Raw genomic sequence first — 17,209 nt, 5'->3', positions numbered from 1 at the left:
CTCGCCTACAGCGGCGCCGCGCTCTCGCCCTGCGAACTCGAGAGTTTCGAGGCAAGCGAGGCGATGACGATGACCACCGCGATCAGGGCGATCACCAGCGTGCAGATCGCGTTGATCTCGGGCTTCACGCCAAGCCGCACCTCCGAATAGATCCGGATCGGCAGCGTCGCCGAGCCGGGGCCGGTGGTGAAACTCGCGATCACGAGATCATCGAGCGACAGCGTGAAGGCCAGCATCCAGCCCGCCACGATCGCGGGCGCGATCAGCGGCAGCGTCACGGCGACGAACGCGCGAACCGGGTTGCAGCCTAGGTCCATCGCCGCCTCCTCCAGCGAACGGTCGAGCGAGCCGAGGCGGGACTGCACGACCACCGCGACGAAGCACATCGTCAGCGTGGTGTGGGCGATCGTCACCGTCCAGAAGCCGCGCTCGGCGTTGAGCGCGACGAACAGCAGCAATAGCGACAATCCGGTGATCACCTCCGGCATTACCAGCGGCGCGTAGAGCATGCCCGAGAACAGCGTGCGGCCGCGAAAGCGCTCGCCGCGCGACAGCGCAACGGCTGCGAGCGTGCCGAGCAACGTGGCGATGGTCGCGGAGGAGACCGCGACCCGCAGGCTCATCCAGGCCGCCTCGATCATGGCGCGGTCGTTGAAGAACTCGTGGTACCAGCGCAGCGACCAGCCGCCCCACACCGTCACCAGCCGCGAGGCATTGAAGGAGTAGATGACGAGGATGAGGATCGGCAGATAGAGGAATGCCAGGCCGAATGCGAGCGAGGCGATGTTGAAGCGGGACAGGCGGGAGACCTTGCGCATCGCTTCAGCGCCCCTGTTCCAGCTGCCGCTTCTGCAGCCGTTCGTACAGCAGCAGCGGCACCAGCAGCACAACGAGCAGCACGATGGCTGCCGCGGAGGCGACAGGCCAATCCTTGTTGGTGAAGAATTCGAGCCAAAGGGTCTGGCCGATCATCAGCGAATTGGAGCCGGCCAGAAGGTCCGGGATCACGAATTCGCCCACGATGGGGATGAAGCACAGCAGCACGCCCGCCCCGACGCCGGGTAGCGACAGCGGAAAGGTCACGAGCCAGAACACCTGCCAGGGCGGCGCGCCGAGATCAGAGGCCGCCTCCTCCAGCACCGGCTCCATTTTCGCGAGCGTGGCGTAGAGCGGCAGGATCATGAACGGCAGATAGGAATAGACGATGCCGATATACATCGCACTGTCGGTCGAGAGCCACACCACCGGCTGGCTGACCAGATGCAGCGCCAGCAGGATCTGGTTCAGCAGGCCGTCATGCTGGAGGATGTTGATCCAGGCGTAAATGCGGATCAGGAACGAGGTCCAGAACGGCACGATCACCAGCACCATCGCCACCGCCTGCCAGCGCTTCGGCAACCGCGCCATGCCATAGGCGATGGGATAGCCGATCACGAGCAATAGCGCAGTCGCGGTGACGGCGACGGTGAGGCTGCGCACATAGGCGAACACGTAGATGTCGTCTGAGGCGAGCAGCTTGAAATTGTCGATCGACAGCGCGGCGAACGCTGCCTTGAGCGCCTCCCATCCCGCCATCAGGTCGAACACCGGCTCGTAGGGCGGCTGCGCGATCGCCGTCTGCGACAGGCTGATCTTGAGCACGAAGCCGAACGGCACCAGGAAGAACAGCAGCATCCAGACATAGGGCGCGATCGCGGCAAAGCGCGCGGGCCTTGCGAAGATGCGGCGCGAGCTCATGATTGCAGCACCACGCAGTCGTCGGGCGTGAACCAGGCGACGACACGCTGGTTCAGGCTGTAGGCGTCGACGTCGAGGCGCGCGCTGTTGGGGACCGACGCCTGCAAGATTCCGCCGGCATCGAGCTTCACCTTGAAGGTGGTGGTGCCGCCGAGATAGCAGATGTCGGCGACCACGCCGTCCAGGCTGTTGATCGCCGTCTCACGACCGGCCTCGCTCACCGGCCCGCGGCGCGAGAGCTTGACCTTCTCGGGGCGGATCGCGACCGACAATTTTCCCGCGCCGACGCCTTCGCGCGGCTCGGCCACCACCAGCGCACCCGCATCGCGCGTGCCGATGATCAGACGATGGCCGTCGCGCAATTTGGACTCGCCGTCGAACAGATTGATGTCGCCGACGAACTCCGCGATCCATCGCGAGCGCGGCGCCTCGTAAAGCTCGCGGGGGCTCGCGACCTGGGCGAGCTTCCCGGCCCTCATCACGCCGATCCGGCTCGCCATCGTCATGGCTTCCTCCTGATCGTGGGTGACGATGATGAAGGTCATGCCGAGCCGGCGCTGCAGCTCCATCAGCTCGCCCTGCGTGCTCTCGCGCAGCTTCTTGTCCAGCGCCGCGAGGGGCTCGTCGAGCAGCAGAAGCTGCGGCCGGCGCGCCAATGCACGCGCCAGCGCCACGCGCTGACGCTGACCGCCGGAGAGCTGGTCGGGCTTGCGCTTCTCCAGCCCCTCGAGCTTCACCAGCGCAATCATTTCCGCCACGCGCGTGGCGATGTCGGCACGCGCCATGCCGGCCCGCTTCAGGCCGAAGGCGATGTTGTCGCGCACGGAGAGATGCGGAAACAGCGCGTAGTTCTGGAACATCATGTTGATCGGGCGTTCATGCGGCAGCGCCTGCGCGATGTCCCGGCCGCCGAGCAGGATGCGTCCCTCGTCCGGCGCCTCGAACCCGGCGAGCATGCGCAGCAGCGTGGTCTTGCCGCAGCCGCTGGGCCCGAGCAGCGCAAAGAACTCGCCGGCCTTGATCTCGAGCGACACGCCGTCCACGGCCCGGAACGTCCCGAACGTCTTGGCGACGCCCTCAATGCGCAGCAGCGGCTGCCCCGCCGCGGGAAGCGCATCCGCGCCGGCGTCTATCTTGGGCAATTCGTCCGTCATGGTCCCTGCCAACCCCGATTCCGCCGCACGCTAGCGGCCGATCGTCCCTATCTCAACCGGTTCGGAGCGCGTCGTTCACATCACATTCGCCATGAACATGGCCAGCGCGTCACGGTCCGCCGCGGGCATCGTCAGGCCGAGCTTGGAACGCCGCCACAGAATATCCTCGGGAAAGCGGGCCCATTCCCGGGTCATCAGATAGCGCACTTCGGCACCGGTCAGTTCGGGGCCGAAGGCGGGTCCAAGTTCGTCGCGCGTCTTCGCTTCGCCCAGCACGGCCGGCAAGCGCGAGCCATAGGCCGCGACCAGACGCTGAGCCTGCGTCTCCGACAGAAAGCGCCAGCGGTCGCGGGCGAGGTCGACTTCGGTGTCGAAACGATCCCAGGCAAAGTCTCCGCCGGGCAACGCGGCGCCGGCGGTCCAGGGCGGCGACATCGGATAGAACGGCGTCAGCCTCGTCACCGCGCGCTCGGCGCGCAGGCGCGAGGTGGTGACGTCGCCGCCGAACATCGTGATCAGCGGCGCCTTGCGCCGGCGCGCGTGGAACAGCGTCGTCCCGTCGCGCCGCCGCACGGACGCCAGCGTCAGGTTGACGCCGGAGACCGCGCGCACCACGTCGGTGGGCGCGACGCGCTCGCGGAAATAGCGGCTGGCGGCCTCGCAGAGATAGCTGACGTCAGCCCCAGGCATCGCCACGATCGCGGGATCACCGGTGAAATCACGAGTGACCGTGCCGATCAGCGTGAAATCGCGCTCAAGGGGGCTCGCGAAGATCAGCCGCCCATCGCTGTTTTGGAAGACGTAGACGTTATCGGACTCGAACAGCCGCGGCACGATGATCTGGCTCATCTGCATGGCCGCCATGGCAGGCTGCGGCTGGCGCAGCACGGTCTCTGCGACGATCGACGTCCAGCCGCCGGTGGCATTGGCCAGCGCCCGGGCCGTGACCACGCGGCGATGGCCACGATCGACCACCGCGAGGCGCCATGTGTCGGTTCGATCGGCGCGGACACAGCGCGTCCCGGTCCGGATCGCAGCGCCGCGTTCGGCGGCGTCCAGCGCCGTCAGCACCACCAGGCGGGAATCATCGACGACGCAGTCCGAATATTCGAAAGCCGTTCCGAACGGGCGCTTCAGCGCGTTGCCGACCGGATGATGCGTGATGTCGAGGGTGGTCGCGGCAGGCAGGCCGCTCCGACCGGTGAGGCCGTCATAGAGGTATAAGCCGGCACGCAGCAGCCAGGGTGGACGCTCCTCGGAATGGGCCGGGATCACGAAGCGCATCGGCCGGACCAGATGCGGCGCGATGGCAAGCCACGTCCGGCGCTCGGCCAACGCCCGGCGCACCCGCCGAAAACCGCGGCGTTCCAGCACCGACAGATCGCCATGGATCAGCCGTGGCGTCGCGGATGACGCCGCGCCGCCGAGATCGCCCTGCTCCAGCAGAATGACCCGCAGGCCGCGGCCGGCCGCATCGCGGGCGAGGCTGACACCGTTCAGGCCACCGCCGATGATCGCAAGGTCGTAATCCGCCATGAAGCCGTCGAATGGGAGCTAGCGCCCGCCATCACTAGAGCCATTTCCATTCCGATGAAATCGGAACGAGGCTTTGGATTCTTGTTTTGACGCGTTTTCTTTGCGCGAACCGGTATCCGCTTGGCTCGATAACGCTCTAGCCGGTCTTCAGCGCAAGCTCCATGGTCTCGGCGCGGCCGACGAGGCCGGCATATTTGCCGATCGGCAGCGGCTTGCCGAGCAGGTAGCCCTGCACGCCGTCGCAGCCCTCCTTGGCAAGAAAGACGAGCTGATCGAGGGTCTCGACGCCCTCGGCGATGATCGACATTTCGAGGCCGTGGCCGAGATCGATCACGGCGCGGACGATAGCCGCCGATTGCGGGTTGCGGCCGAGATTCATGATGAAGGCGCGGTCGATCTTGATCTTGTCGAACGGGAACGCCTGGAGATAGCTCAGCGAAGAGTAACCGCTGCCGAAATCATCCATGGAGATGCGCACACCGAGCGCCTTCAGCCGGCGCAGCAGTGCAAGACCCCGATCAAAGTCCTCGATCAGCACGCCTTCGGTGATTTCCAGCTCGAGCCGGCCGGGTGCCAGGCCCGTCTCGATCAGGATTGAATGGACCAGCCCGACCACGTCGCCGTGCATGAACTGCGCCGGCGACAAATTGACCGCGACCTGGAGCGGCTTCGGCCAGGACGCCGCCTCGCGGCAGGCCTCGCGCAGGATCCACTCGCCCATCTCGACGATCAGGCCGCTCTCCTCCGCGATCGGGATGAACTCGGCCGGCGAGACCTGGCCGCGCACCGGATGCTGCCAGCGCGCCAGCGCTTCGAAGCCGATAATCTCGCTCTCGGCGACGCTGTGGCGCGCGATGCCCTGCGGCTGGAACGCGAGCGACAATTCGCCGTTCTTGATCGCTTTCGACAGGTCCTGGTGCAGCACGCGGCGGTCGCGGATCTGCTGGTCCATCTCCGGCTGGTAAAGGCCGATCGTGCCGCGCGACTTCTGCTTGGCGCGGAACAGCGCCGCGCCGGCATTGGCCAGCAGCGATGCGCCGTCGGCACCATTATGCGGGAAGATCGACATGCCGGTGGTGACGCCGGCGCGGACCGCCCGGCCGTCGATCTGAAATTCCTGGGCAACGGCCTCGCCGAGTTGCTGCGCCAGCGCAAGGCCCGCCTCCGGCTGCTTGCCGTCGATGATGAGGCCGAACTCGTCGCCGGACAGGCGCGCCACCACGCCGCCGCGCGCGGAATCCTGAAGCCGCTGGGCCACCTCGATCAACAGCTTGTCGCCGAGCGCATGACCGAAGACGTCGTTGACCTCCTTGAGGCCGTCGAGGTCGAGGCAGAGCACGGCGAACTCCTCGCTGGTGCCTTCGCAGGCCTCGATCATCTGGGTCAGCGCCTGGAGGAAGGCGGCGCGGTTCGGCAGATCGGTCAGGCCGTCGTGATAGGCCATGTGCGCCATGCGCGACTCGGTCTGCCGGCGGTCGGTGACGTCTTCGTGGGTCTTGATCAGATATTGCGGCTCGCCGGCATCGCTGAGCACGGTCGCCCGCCGGGTCAGGAACAGCCGCAGGCCGTCCTTGGTGGAGATCGGGTGCTCCTCGGTAATCATCCCGCGCTTCTTGATCGCGGCCTCGTCGCGCGCGATGATCAGCTTGGCTTCCTTGGGATTGAAGATGTCGGAGGCGGTCAGGCCCGTGGCCTCCTCGCGCCGGCGGTTGAGGATGGTCTCCGCGCTGCGATTGGCGAGCAGGTAGCGGCCGTCCTTGACCTGCTCCACGATCAGCGCCACCGGAATGTTGTCGACCACGAGCTCCAGGAACTTCTTCGTGCTCTCCAGCTCCTGCGACAGCGAGCGGCGGTCGGTGATATCCTCGAACACGAGCATCAGGAATTCGGGCTTGTTGCTCTCGTCGCGGACCACGATCCGGATCGAGGCAACCATGCGCCGTTCACCGGCGCGGTCGACCTCGAATTCATTGCGGAACTGGCCGTCCGGCGAATTCAGTGCCGCCTTGTCGGCCGCCTCGATGCTGGCCGTCGAGATGGGCGCGAACAGCTCCCGCGCATTCTTGCCGACGGCGTGGTCGCGCGAGAACCCCCAGAACCGTTCATAGGCGCTGTTGGCGAAGATGTAGCGACCGTCCTCGATGTTCTTCGCGGCGACGCAGGCCGGCACGTGGTCCAGCACGGTTTCCAGGAATTGCTTGGTGGAGGCGAGCTGCCGTGACAGCTTGCGCTGATCGCTGACGTCCAGATGCGTCGCGACCGAGCCGCCGTTCGGCAACACGAAATATTTCACTAGGATGGCGCGGCCATCAGGCAGTTCGGTGATCAGGCCGTTGGGGCTCGCCGCCTTCTCGTAGAACTCATCGTCGGAGACACCGCCGAGGACGTCGCGCTTGCGCCTGAGTTCGAGGATGTCGTAGCCGGTCATCCCGGTCCACAGATCCGAGCGCGCCAGGCCGTAGATCTCGAGATAGCGGTCGTTGCAGAACATGATGCGTCGTTGCGCATCCGTCATCACCACGCCCTGGTTGAGATTGTTCATGGCGGAGGAGACGAAGGCGTTGCGCCGCAGCTGCAAGCGCTTGGTGCGGCGCAGCGAGGAATGGATCCACAGCGCGATGGCGGCCAGGAACGCACAGACGACGATGCCGCCGATCAGCGCTTCCCAGACCAAATTGGGATCGAGCTTGCCTGGTGGCGCGAAGCTGTCCGAGAGCGCAAAGGCGCGCGCAGGCGCGACCGCGCTGCCCAGGCACACGACGGCCTGCACAGCAATCGGAAGCGTGCTGCCCACGTGCCAGTTCTTCTCAGCCATCAGCCACCCGCGCTTTCAACGTCGGATTGTCTGGCTTCACGGGTTTGGATCGGGTAAACGCCTGTACGCGCAACAGAAAAATGTGACGCCAAATACGGCAATTGCCCTGACATGATAAATGCTTCCTTAATGGAAAACGGCCCGGTGCCGTGGTTCTCAGGCCTGATGCCACCGATGCTTTCAATGGATACACTGCACAACCATGGATAGGGTCGACTGCGTCGTCATCGGAGCCGGCGTGGTCGGGCTCGCGGTGGCTCGAAAGCTTGCCCAGGCCGGGCGCGAGGTGATCGTGCTCGAGGAAGCCGAGGCCATCGGCACCATCACCTCCTCGCGCAACAGCGAGGTGATCCATGCCGGGATCTATTACCGCGCCGGCAGCTGGATGGCGCGCATGTGCGTCAGCGGCAAGCATGAGCTGTACCGCTACTGCGGCGAGCGCGGCATCCCGCACAAGAACTGCGGCAAGCTGATCGTCGCGACCAGCGCCAAGGAGACCGAGAAGCTGCAATCGATCAAGGCGCATGCCGAGGCCAATGGCGTGCTCGACATGCAGCTGCTCACGGGCGAAGCCGCACGCGCGCTGGAGCCGGCGCTCGCCTGCGATGCCGCGCTGCTCTCGCCATCGACCGGCATCATCGACAGCCACGCCTACATGCTCTCGCTGCGCGGCGAGGCCGAGGCGGCCGGCGCGGCCTTTGCGTTTCACACCCCGCTGATCCGCGCCAAGGCAGCCGGCGATGTGATCGAGATCGAGGCCGGCGGCGAAGCGCCGATGACGCTGCAATGCGGCCTGCTCGTCAACGCCGCCGGGCTCTCGGCGACAACGGTCGCACGCCATATCGACGGCATGCCGATCGACCGGATTCCGCCGGCCTATCTCGCCAAGGGAAACTATTTCAGCTGCAACGCCAGAGCACCATTCTCGCACCTGATCTATCCGGTGCCCGAGCCAGGCGGGCTCGGCGTGCATCTGACGCTGGACATGGCCGGGCAGGCACGCTTCGGCCCCGACGTGGAGTGGATCGAGACGATCAATTACGAGGTCGATCCGTCACGCGCCGAACGCTTCTATCCGGCGATCCGGAGATACTGGCCGACGCTGCCCGACGGCGCGCTGATGCCGAGCTATTCAGGCATTCGCCCGAAGATCGTGCCGCCGGCGGTGGCCACGCAGGATTTTCTGATGCAGGGCCCGCGCGATCACGGCGTCGAAGGCCTGATCAACCTGTTCGGCATCGAATCGCCGGGACTGACGTCGTCGCTCGCGATCGCGGATCACGTCGCTGAGCTCGCAGGCATCTAGGGGATTTTCCATCGGAGCGGAAAGGCTCCAAGCGCCGCGCAAATAACTTTGCACGCTGCGCACCTTCATGCAGGGATGAGCGCAACAGCTCTCACCCCTGCATGAAAGGGTAAGTTCAACTCTACACTGTTACAGGGGTTACTAGTGGAGCGTGTCGCCGGTGTGCTTCAAACGCTCGATCTGGTCCTTGACCATCAACTTCCGTCGCTTCAACTCAACAATTTGCAGGTCGTCTGTTGAAAGGTGCACGAGAGCTTCGTGCAATTCGTTTTCGAGCGTTTTGTGCTTCCGTTCCAATTCAACCAGATGTGCCTGAATTGTCATTCGAAACCTCCTCGGTAGGGGGAAACCTTGGATTCGATCCGGACAAACAAGTGTACATCACCGATTCGTTCTGTCGATATGTATCCGTCGTCGCAGCGTCATTTTTGAAAATTCATATGTAACGAATCGTGAGTAAGGAACCACGCTGGAAAAATCCATGATATCAACGTGCTTGCGCAACGCCGCAACGAATCGTCGAAATATCTTGCGAGAGTTCGGTGAGCGGCGGCCCGAGATCGCTTGCGATCACGGCGCGCAAGGACGATAATTTCCACAGGGCATCCACAGCCTTGAATCTCACGCCCATCGGGTTTTCGGCCACCGCGAACATGACCAATGAAGACGAGCGTGAGCTCGAAGCCGAGCTCACCCGGTTGCAGCAAGAACACCGAGATCTCGACGCCGCGATCGATGCGATGCATCAATCGCCTGCCCCCGACCTGTTGCGGTTACAACGGTTGAAGAAGCGCAAGCTGTTGTTGCGCGACCGTATCGCGTTCATCGAAGACCAGATCACGCCGGACATCATCGCCTGAACCGCGAGGCCCTTTTTCGTGGCAGCACGCCGCATCCGAATCCGCTTGACTCGAAAAGAACAAAATAGGAACATTTGGACATCCCAACGCCCCAGGAAACGCCCAGGAAACCCCCGAGGACAACGCAGATGTCGGCAACCGCCCTTCTCGACAACAGCCATTATGAACAGGCCTGCGACCAGGCGATCGCGATGTGCGACGGCAATCTGCGTAGCACCATCAAGGCGCTGATCATGGCCAACGAATATCTGGAAGCAGAGCTGGAAGAATTACAGGCGGCGATTTCAGCCGGCTGCATTCCCGAGACCGCACGCAGCAAGGTGCGGAGCAACAGCAGCGCCGCCTGAGTTCAACATCGGAGCAACGCCATGTCGGATGTGACCTACTACGTTGCAATGCCCTTCCTGATCGATGCCGACGGATCGCCTGTCGCGGGCGCCGCGGAGGAATGCCAGAGCTCGGCGGCCGCGTTGCGGCGCGCCGAGATCCTGGCGCACGGTGCCGGCCATATCGGCGCGGTTGCGTTCAGCCGCAGCGGCGATCCCATGACCGGCGAATTCGGCGACGCCACGCTGCTGCGTAAATTCGGCAACGTGCCGGAAGATCTGGCCACGCTGTAAGGGTTGTTGCTTGAGCATGATCTCCGCGCAACGCGGTCCGCATTTGTCGCGAAGATCGTGCCCTAGTTGCTGACCAGCCTGATCAGCGGCTCGTGCCGCCGGTGCGCCTTGCGCACATACATGGCGGCATCAGCCTCCTCCAGCGCGCGGCCTGCATCGGACTGCGCCCCCAGCAGCGCGACACCTGCGGAGGCGCCCGCGGTCACGCGCTGACCGCGAAAGGCAAACGACAATTCGTCGATCGCCTGCTCGAAGGCCGCTGCCTTCGCCTTGGCGTCGGTCTCGCTGAGATTCCAGAGCAGCAACGCAAACTCGTCGCCACCAAGCCGGCCGACCACGTCCGAGGCGCGGACCTGCCGCGTCAGGGTGGCCGCAATCGCCTTGAGCACCTCGTCTCCGGCGGCATGGCCGAAGGAATCGTTGATGGGCTTCAGGCGATCGACGTCGAGGACGATCAGCGCGCCGCTGGCGCGGTAGCGCTTCATGTAGGCGATGGCGCGCGCGAGCTCGCGCTCGAAGCCGCGCCGGTTCGGAATCTCGAGCAGGAAATCGGTGTCGGCCGCAGCTTCCAGTTCCGCGACCCGGCGTTCCGCCTCCTTGAGCTTGCCCCGCAAGCCGCGGATGGTCGCCCTGAGGTCGTCGGCGGCCGACGCTCCGCGCCGCGCCGGCTTGGCCGAGCGCTTCGCCAGTCGCCTGGGGGCGGCTTTGGAGCGGCTGGCGCTGGTCTTTCGGCCCTTTTTGGCCTTCGCAGCGCTCGCCCTTTTTGGTTTCTTCATGGGCATCCTGCTCAATGAAGGCTTGCGGGGATTCACCAAGACAGGATAGTGCATTCCCTTCTCCTTGCCACCGCCTTGCGAGCCACCGGCCGGAACCGTTAATCTGGCCTATCTTTCTGTTTTCCGAGCACAATTGACGTCATGACCGCGCCGATCGCCATCATCATGGGAAGCCAGTCGGACTGGGATACGATGCGGCATGCCGCCGACACGCTCGCAGCGCTCGGCGTTGCCGCCGATACCCGCATCGTTTCGGCACACCGCACCCCCGACCGGCTGTTTGCATTCGCCAAGGGCGCCAAGGCGGCGGGCTACAAGGTCATTATCGCCGGCGCGGGCGGCGCTGCGCATCTGCCCGGCATGGCGGCGGCGCTGACGGAACTGCCCGTGTTCGGCGTTCCCGTCGAATCCAGGACGCTCAAGGGCATCGATTCGCTCTATTCGATCGTGCAGATGCCCGCGGGCATCCCGGTCGGCACCCTCGCCATCGGCAAGGCCGGCGCGATCAACGCGGCGCTGCTTGCGGCTTCAGTGCTCGCATTGTCCGATCCGGCCCTGGCCGACCGTCTCGCCGCCTGGCGCAAGGCACAGACCGAGGCGGTTGCGGAGCGCCCGGAGGACAAGGCGTGACTGACGCAAAGCAGGTGAAGCTGAAGCCCGGCGACACCATCGGAATCCTCGGCGGCGGACAATTGGGGCGGATGCTCGCCATGGCTGCGGCGCGGCTCGGCCTGCGCTGCCAGGTATTCTCGCCCGATCCGGACTCGCCCGCCTTCGACGTCGTGCTGAACGCGACCTGCGCCGAATATGCCGACGTCGAAGCGCTCGAGCTGTTCGCCAACGACGTCGACGTCATCACCTACGAATTCGAGAACGTGCCGTCTGCCGCCGCGATGGTGCTGGACGCGCGCCGCCCGGTGCTGCCCAACCGCAAGATCCTCGAGACCACCCAGGACCGGCTCGCCGAGAAGGATTTCGTGACGCGGCTCGGCATCGGCACCGCAGCCTATGCCGACGTCACCTCGGTCTCCTCGCTGCGCGAGGCGATCGTCCGGATCGGCCTCCCTGCGGTGCTGAAAACCCGCCGCTTCGGCTACGACGGCAAGGGCCAGGCCATCATCCGCGAGGGCGACGACATCGCCAAGGTGTGGACCAGCCTCGCCACCAAATCGGCGATCCTCGAAGCCTTCATCCCGTACGAGCGCGAAATCTCCGTGATTGCGGCGCGCTCGGCGACCGGCCAGGTCGAGTGCTTCGACGTCACCGAGAACGAGCACCGCGACCACATTCTGAAGATATCCCGCGCCCCCGCACAGATTCCGGATGCGCTCGCGGAAGAAGCGCGCAGCATCGCCGGCAAGATCGCCGGGGCGCTCGATTATGTCGGCGTGCTCGCGGTCGAGATGTTCGTGCTCGCCAACGGCACCGGGCCGAAGGTGCTGGTCAACGAGATCGCTCCGCGCGTGCACAATTCCGGACACTGGACGCTCGACGGCGCCTCAGTCTCGCAGTTCGAGCAGCACATCCGCGCCATTGCCGGCTGGCCGCTCGGCAAGGCCGTGCGCCACGGCGAAATCGTCACCATGACCAATCTGATCGGCGACGAGATCAACGATTACGAGAAGTGGCTGAGCGTGCCGGGCGTGACCGTGCACATCTACGGCAAGGGCGCGCCGCGCCCCGGCCGCAAGATGGGCCACGTCACCGAAGTCAGGCCGACGAAGGGCAAGTAGCGGGACCGCGGCGCATGCCGCGATCCCGCCTTTCGATCAGGCCGTCTTCACGCCCGCGACGACGCCAGAGGGCTCCTCGCTGAGCCAGCGATAGAGCACCCCGCCCAGCGCGCCGCCGATCAGCGGAGCGACCCAGAACAGCCAGAGCTGCGACAGCGCCCAGCCGCCGACGAACAGTGCGGGCCCGGTGCTGCGCGCCGGGTTCACCGACGTGTTGGTGACGGGGATGCTGACGAGATGGATCATCACCAGCGCGAGCCCGATCGCGAGCGGAGCGAAGCCCGCGGGCGCGCGGCCATGGGTGGCGCCCATGATGACGAACAGGAACATCATGGTCATCACCACCTCGGTGACGAAGCAGGCGATCAGGCTGTACTGGCCGGGCGAATGCGCGTCGTAGCCGTTCGACGCAAAACCCTTGCTGACGTCGAATCCGGGAGCACCGCTGGCGATTATGTAAAGCAGCTGGGCGGCGACGATCGCGCCGCAGACCTGTGCGATCACGTAAGGCAGGATCTGTCCCGCCGGGAAGCGTCCTCCGGCGGCAAGCCCGACGGTGACGGCCGGGTTGAGGTGGCAGCCCGAGATGTGCCCGATTGCATAGGCCATGGTGACGACGCTTAAGCCGAACGCCAGGGACACGCCGACCAGGCCGATTCCGACCTGCGGAAAGCCGGCGGCGATCACCGCGCTGCCGCAGCCTGCGAATGTGAGCCAGAATGTGCCGATCGCCTCGGCAGCGTATTTCTTCATATCCATGTGACGTCTCCCCTAATTCCAGGAATTTCCGGAGCAAAGCTCCGGGAACTGCCCCACCCTTGGCGCCGAATCACCCAAATCGGGGCCGTACGGAGGTATTTTCGCCTTATTTAATGGCTGAACTTGGCCCGAAAATCTGCTTGGCAGGTGGACATCGCGGGTTTTGTCTGATACATCCGCGCCCTCAAGGTTAAGGGCTTGTGCGTTTCGCCATCCCCTTTGACTTACCAGAATTCAAATCCGATCCACTGAAGAGGATGCCGCGTGCAGGTTCTCGTTCGCGATAACAATGTCGATCAAGCCCTCAAGGCGCTGAAGAAGAAGATGCAGCGTGAGGGAATTTTCCGCGAGATGAAGCTCCGCGGTCATTACGAGAAGCCCTCCGAGAAGAAGGCCCGTGAAAAGGCCGAGGCCGTGCGCCGCGCGCGCAAGCTGGCCCGCAAGAAGCTGCAGCGCGAAGGCCTGCTGCCGATGAAGCCGAAGCCGGTGTTCGGCGCCGGTCCCGGTGGTGATCGTGGCGGCCGTAGCAGCGGCCCGGGTGCGGGTCCGCGCGGACCGCGCTGATTCCGCCTGACTTGCAAGACTTCAGTTTTCCAAGACTTCAGTTTTCGATGACGCGGGCCCTTGGCCCGCGTTATTGTTTTGTGAGCGGTGCCTTCTCTGGGACGGGGGCACTACCGATGCGGCACCAGCGCGAGCGAACCGTAGATGGCCTCCCCTTTCCCCGAACGCCGCTTGGCGCGGCTACGCCAGATCTGGCGACAGCCGTTCGCGCTCGGCTTGATGGGGATCGTGCTGTGCGGCTGCTCCTTCGATCTCGGCTCCATGATGCCCGAGAAGGAGAAGCCGCAGGAGGCGCCCAAGGCGGCTGCGACGGCCGCCGACAGCGCGGTCAGCGCCGGCAATGTCAGCGAGGCCCAGGCTCACACCGCAAAAGGCCAGACCCTGGCAAAGGCGGGGGAGACGGCTGGCGCGCTGGACGAGTTCAACCGGGCCGTCGCGCTCGATCCCTATAACGCGCAGGCACTTTATGGTCGCGCCCTGATCTATCAGGGCAACAACGAGCATAATTTCGCCATCGCCGATTTCAGCGCCGCCAACGGGCTCAATCCGCAAAAGGTCGAGCCGTTGCTCGGCCGCGCCATCAGCTATCTCGCCCTCGGCAAGGTCAAGGAAGCGGCGGCCGATCTCGATGAGGCCTCTGAGGTCGATCCGCACAACGCGCAGGTGTGGACCACGCGCGGACAGGCCTATGAGCGGCTGGGTGACAAGGCCAAGGCGGCCACATCCTACAACAAGGCGGTCGCGCTACGTCCACGCGACGATACCGCCCGCAGCGGTCTCGCCCGCGTCGGCGGCTGACAGCGCGGCTAGAGCTGCTCGTTTTGACGCGTTTTCTTCACGCGAAGCGGTGTCCACGTCGCTCGAAGACGCTCTCAGCCACCGCCTTAATCGGGGGTGGCGCTCTTCGGCAGGACGGAGTGGAACATCGACTTCATGCCCGACAGCATCTCGTCGGCGACATTGGTCTTCTTCGGCCGCGGCATGGTCGCGCCGGCATCGGCACGCAGGTCGAGTGGCGGCGCGATCACCGGCACCGGAATGTCGGCCGGCGGCGTCATCCGGTTCGGATCGTCGTTGCCGATCGAGGCGGTGTAGGGCGGATTGACCGGCGACGCGCCGCCATTGCCATAGGCTTCGGACGAAGGCGTCGACACCGTGATCGGCGGCGGCAGCGGACGGAGCGCGGACGGCTCAGCAGGAATGACGCGCGGGGCTTCCGGGGTGCGGGAGGCTTCCCGAACCGCAGGCTCCGGCGATCTCTCGACCGACTTGGTTTCAGCCGGCCGGGCTTCGGAAGGCTTGCTCTCGGAAGACTTGGTTTCGGAAGATCTGGCCTCGGCGGCCTTGCCCTCAGGCGACTTGCGCAGGCGCTCGATCGCGGCGCGCGCGAGATCGTTGGCGTCGGGCGTCGCAGCCGGGGACGCCGGTGCCGAATTGGCCTCGACCACCGGGGTGGTGGCGGGAGCCGTGACAGCCGGAGCGGACTTGGCGGCCGCCTTCTCACGCGCCGGGTTGCGGCCGCGCGGGCCGGCCTCGGCGGGAGCAACGTCCGCGGCCTTGGTCTCGGCCGGGTGTTCGCCGGATTTGTCGGCCGGCTTCTCGGCCGCCGCCTTGTCGGTCACGCTCTTCTCGGAGACGCCTTTGGCCTTGACGCCGGGCGCCGGGAGGTTGGCCACATCGGAGGGCTTGCCGCTCTTGCCGGCATCGGCAGGCGCTACCACGGCCGCGGGGGCATCGGCCGCCGGCTTGGCGTTGATGTAGTGGTTAACGATGTACGCCCCGATGATCGTCGCGAGCACCGAGGGGAGAATATCCATCGAGATTTTAGCGAGGTATTTCAGCATTTCTCGGCCACTCCCCGCGCGATCAGATGCGGGAACTTTGGGGCATTGTAAGGGATCAACTGCGACGGATCGATGGCAAAGGGTTCGCCCGCCTTACGGCTTCAGCTCGATCTCAAGGAACACGATCTCGGTTGAGGTTTCGTTAAGTACGTCGTGTTGGACGCCGGCCTTGCGAAAGTAAGATTTTCCGGCCGCGAGCTGCGCCTTGGAACGCTCGCCGCCGGGCGCCACGATGGTCATCTCGCCGGCGACGACGGGAACAATGACATAGTCCATGCCGTGGGTGTGATGCCCGGTCGCGCTGCCCGGGTCGAGCCGCCACTCGGTCACCCGGACCTGCTCGTTGTCGATCTGAACCTCGGATTTGGCGGCAAGCATCGGGAATTTCCTTCTACGGCACGAAAACCATGAACACGTAGACGGCAAATACCACCATATGGACCAGCCCGAACAGGACATTGGTCCTGCCGGTGCCGAAGGTCAGCATGCTCAACAAGAATGTCAGGAACAGGAGTGCGGTGTTCGCCGGGTTCAGGCCCAGCACGAGCGGCTGGTCGAGCAGGTAGGTGGCGATCCCGACCGCCGGAATGGTCAGGCCGATGGTTGCGAGCGAGGACCCGAGCGCCAGGTTGATGCTCTTCTGGAGGTCGTTCTTGCGCGCCGCCGCAATCGCCGAGACACCCTCCGGCATCAGGATCAGGAGGGCGACGAGGAGGCCCGCGAACGCCGGCGGGGCGCCGATCTGAACGGCGACCGCGTCCACCACCAGCGAGAACTTCTTGGCGAGGAGGACGACCGCCAGCAGCGAGATCAGCAGCAGCACGATGCTGAGCACCAGCATTCTGCCCGACAAATGCGCCTCCCCGCCCTCGCCGTCCGCCCTCTCGTGGACGAAGTAGTCCTTGTGCAGGACGGTCTGGGTGTAGAGGAACACGCCGTAGAGCACGATCGTTGCGAGATCGACGAAGCCGAGCTGGAGCGTCGAATAGATCGGGCCCGGCGTCGTCAGCGTGTAGTTGGGCATGATCAGGGTGATGGTTGCCATCGCAATCAGCACGCTGAGATAGACGTTGGCGCCCGAGACCTGAAAGCCCTGCTCGCGATAGCGCATGCCGCCGATGAAGACGCAGAGGCCGACCAGGCCGTTGCAGACGATCATCACGACCGCGAACACGGTGTCGCGGGCGAGCTCCGGGGCCGGCTTGTCGCCCAGCATGATCGTGGTGATCAGTGCGACCTCGATGATGGTCACCGCCAGCGTCAGCAGCAGCGTGCCATAGGGCTCGCCGATGCGCTCGGCGATCACCTCGGAATGATGAACGGCCGCGAAGACGGTGCCGAACAGGATCACCAGGAGCACGATCGCGAACAGGGCTCCGCCCGCCGTCAGCGTAAAGCTGTAGCCGGTCGCGGTCACGATCAGGAACAGCAGCACCGCCAGAGCGGGGAAGATCCAGGACGACCGCGGCATCGGTCCGTGTGCGCTCATGCGGGCGATTCCTTCC

General features: G+C 65.1%; 19 protein-coding genes. 8 read left to right on the top strand and 11 right to left on the bottom strand.

Annotated features, from left to right (window positions below):
* Positions 1-5 precede the first annotated feature (5 nt).
* The 5 genes from AB7531_RS07035 to AB7531_RS07015 form a co-directional block, all read right to left on the bottom strand.
* Positions 6-818: an ABC transporter permease gene (locus AB7531_RS07035; RefSeq protein ID WP_063981134.1), complete on the bottom strand. Its 813-nt coding sequence runs from the start codon at positions 816-818 to the stop codon at positions 6-8.
* A gap of 4 nt (positions 819-822) precedes the next feature.
* Entirely contained in the window at positions 823-1,737 is a 915-nt protein-coding gene (locus AB7531_RS07030) for an ABC transporter permease (protein WP_063981133.1), read from the bottom strand.
* Entirely contained in the window at positions 1,734-2,891 is a 1,158-nt protein-coding gene (locus tag AB7531_RS07025; protein WP_063981132.1) for an ABC transporter ATP-binding protein, read from the bottom strand. Before AB7531_RS07025 ends, AB7531_RS07030 begins: the two co-directional genes overlap by 4 nt.
* Positions 2,892-2,966: 75 nt before the next feature.
* Positions 2,967-4,427 (bottom strand): glycerol-3-phosphate dehydrogenase, encoded by a 1,461-nt coding sequence (locus AB7531_RS07020; protein ID WP_063981131.1) that lies wholly within the window; start codon positions 4,425-4,427, stop codon positions 2,967-2,969.
* A 136-nt stretch (positions 4,428-4,563) separates the two neighbouring features.
* Entirely contained in the window at positions 4,564-7,242 is a 2,679-nt protein-coding gene (locus tag AB7531_RS07015; RefSeq protein WP_063981130.1) for a sensor domain-containing protein, read from the bottom strand.
* Between the two features lie 202 nt (positions 7,243-7,444).
* On the opposite strand from AB7531_RS07015, the gene AB7531_RS07010 reads away from it, so the two are divergent.
* Positions 7,445-8,548 (top strand): NAD(P)/FAD-dependent oxidoreductase, encoded by a 1,104-nt coding sequence (locus AB7531_RS07010; RefSeq protein ID WP_063981129.1) that lies wholly within the window; start codon positions 7,445-7,447, stop codon positions 8,546-8,548.
* A 141-nt stretch (positions 8,549-8,689) separates the two neighbouring features.
* On the opposite strand, the gene AB7531_RS07005 is transcribed toward AB7531_RS07010, so the two are convergent.
* A complete protein-coding gene (locus tag AB7531_RS07005; RefSeq protein ID WP_008131172.1) occupies positions 8,690-8,872 on the bottom strand; it encodes a YdcH family protein in 183 nt (60 codons plus the stop codon).
* A gap of 329 nt (positions 8,873-9,201) precedes the next feature.
* On the opposite strand from AB7531_RS07005, the gene AB7531_RS07000 reads away from it, so the two are divergent.
* From AB7531_RS07000 to AB7531_RS06990, 3 genes are all read left to right on the top strand, one after another.
* Positions 9,202-9,408: a YdcH family protein gene (locus tag AB7531_RS07000; RefSeq protein WP_063986093.1), complete on the top strand. Its 207-nt coding sequence runs from the start codon at positions 9,202-9,204 to the stop codon at positions 9,406-9,408.
* Between the two features lie 128 nt (positions 9,409-9,536).
* The gene (locus AB7531_RS06995; RefSeq protein ID WP_014492449.1) at positions 9,537-9,755 is read left to right on the top strand and encodes a hypothetical protein; all 219 of its coding nucleotides are present in this window, start codon (positions 9,537-9,539) and stop codon (positions 9,753-9,755) included.
* Between the two features lie 21 nt (positions 9,756-9,776).
* Entirely contained in the window at positions 9,777-10,028 is a 252-nt protein-coding gene (locus AB7531_RS06990) for a hypothetical protein (protein WP_063981128.1), read from the top strand.
* Positions 10,029-10,090: 62 nt separating this feature from the next.
* On the opposite strand, the gene AB7531_RS06985 is transcribed toward AB7531_RS06990, so the two are convergent.
* Positions 10,091-10,804, bottom strand: a complete 714-nt coding sequence (locus tag AB7531_RS06985) for a GGDEF domain-containing protein (RefSeq protein WP_084794966.1) — start codon at positions 10,802-10,804, stop codon at positions 10,091-10,093.
* Between the two features lie 141 nt (positions 10,805-10,945).
* Between AB7531_RS06985 and purE the strand changes: the two genes are divergently transcribed.
* Entirely contained in the window at positions 10,946-11,434 is a 489-nt protein-coding gene (purE, locus tag AB7531_RS06980; protein ID WP_063981126.1) for a 5-(carboxyamino)imidazole ribonucleotide mutase, read from the top strand.
* Positions 11,431-12,537 (top strand): 5-(carboxyamino)imidazole ribonucleotide synthase, encoded by a 1,107-nt coding sequence (locus tag AB7531_RS06975; RefSeq protein ID WP_063981125.1) that lies wholly within the window; start codon positions 11,431-11,433, stop codon positions 12,535-12,537. Before purE ends, AB7531_RS06975 begins: the two co-directional genes overlap by 4 nt.
* A gap of 36 nt (positions 12,538-12,573) precedes the next feature.
* Here AB7531_RS06975 and aqpZ read toward each other — a convergent pair whose 3' ends face one another.
* Positions 12,574-13,296 carry an aquaporin Z gene (aqpZ, locus tag AB7531_RS06970; RefSeq protein ID WP_063981124.1) on the bottom strand — a complete coding sequence of 241 codons (723 nt, stop codon included), beginning with the start codon at positions 13,294-13,296 and terminating at the stop codon, positions 12,574-12,576.
* Positions 13,297-13,560: 264 nt separating this feature from the next.
* Here aqpZ and rpsU point away from each other — a divergent pair, with 264 nt between their 5' ends.
* Positions 13,561-13,860, top strand: a complete 300-nt coding sequence (gene rpsU / locus AB7531_RS06965) for a 30S ribosomal protein S21 (RefSeq protein WP_063981123.1) — start codon at positions 13,561-13,563, stop codon at positions 13,858-13,860.
* A gap of 144 nt (positions 13,861-14,004) precedes the next feature.
* The gene (locus tag AB7531_RS06960; protein WP_166080021.1) at positions 14,005-14,658 is read left to right on the top strand and encodes a tetratricopeptide repeat protein; all 654 of its coding nucleotides are present in this window, start codon (positions 14,005-14,007) and stop codon (positions 14,656-14,658) included.
* 86 nt (positions 14,659-14,744) lie between these two features.
* On the opposite strand, the gene AB7531_RS06955 is transcribed toward AB7531_RS06960, so the two are convergent.
* The 3 genes from AB7531_RS06955 to AB7531_RS06945 form a co-directional block, all read right to left on the bottom strand.
* Complete coding sequence (locus AB7531_RS06955; protein ID WP_063981121.1) at positions 14,745-15,704, bottom strand: hypothetical protein; 960 nt, start codon at positions 15,702-15,704, stop codon at positions 14,745-14,747.
* Positions 15,705-15,797: 93 nt separating this feature from the next.
* Positions 15,798-16,082, bottom strand: coding sequence for a cupin domain-containing protein (locus AB7531_RS06950; protein ID WP_063981120.1), 285 nt, complete (start codon positions 16,080-16,082; stop codon positions 15,798-15,800).
* A 13-nt stretch (positions 16,083-16,095) separates the two neighbouring features.
* The gene (locus tag AB7531_RS06945) at positions 16,096-17,193 is read right to left on the bottom strand and encodes a calcium:proton antiporter (protein WP_063981119.1); all 1,098 of its coding nucleotides are present in this window, start codon (positions 17,191-17,193) and stop codon (positions 16,096-16,098) included.
* Positions 17,194-17,209: the final 16 nt, after the last annotated feature.

Source organism: Bradyrhizobium sp. 63_E2_N1_3, assembly GCF_052076005.1.
Taxonomy (GTDB): domain Bacteria; phylum Pseudomonadota; class Alphaproteobacteria; order Rhizobiales; family Xanthobacteraceae; genus Bradyrhizobium; species Bradyrhizobium barranii.
This window is presented reverse-complemented; position numbering and strand designations above follow the sequence as displayed.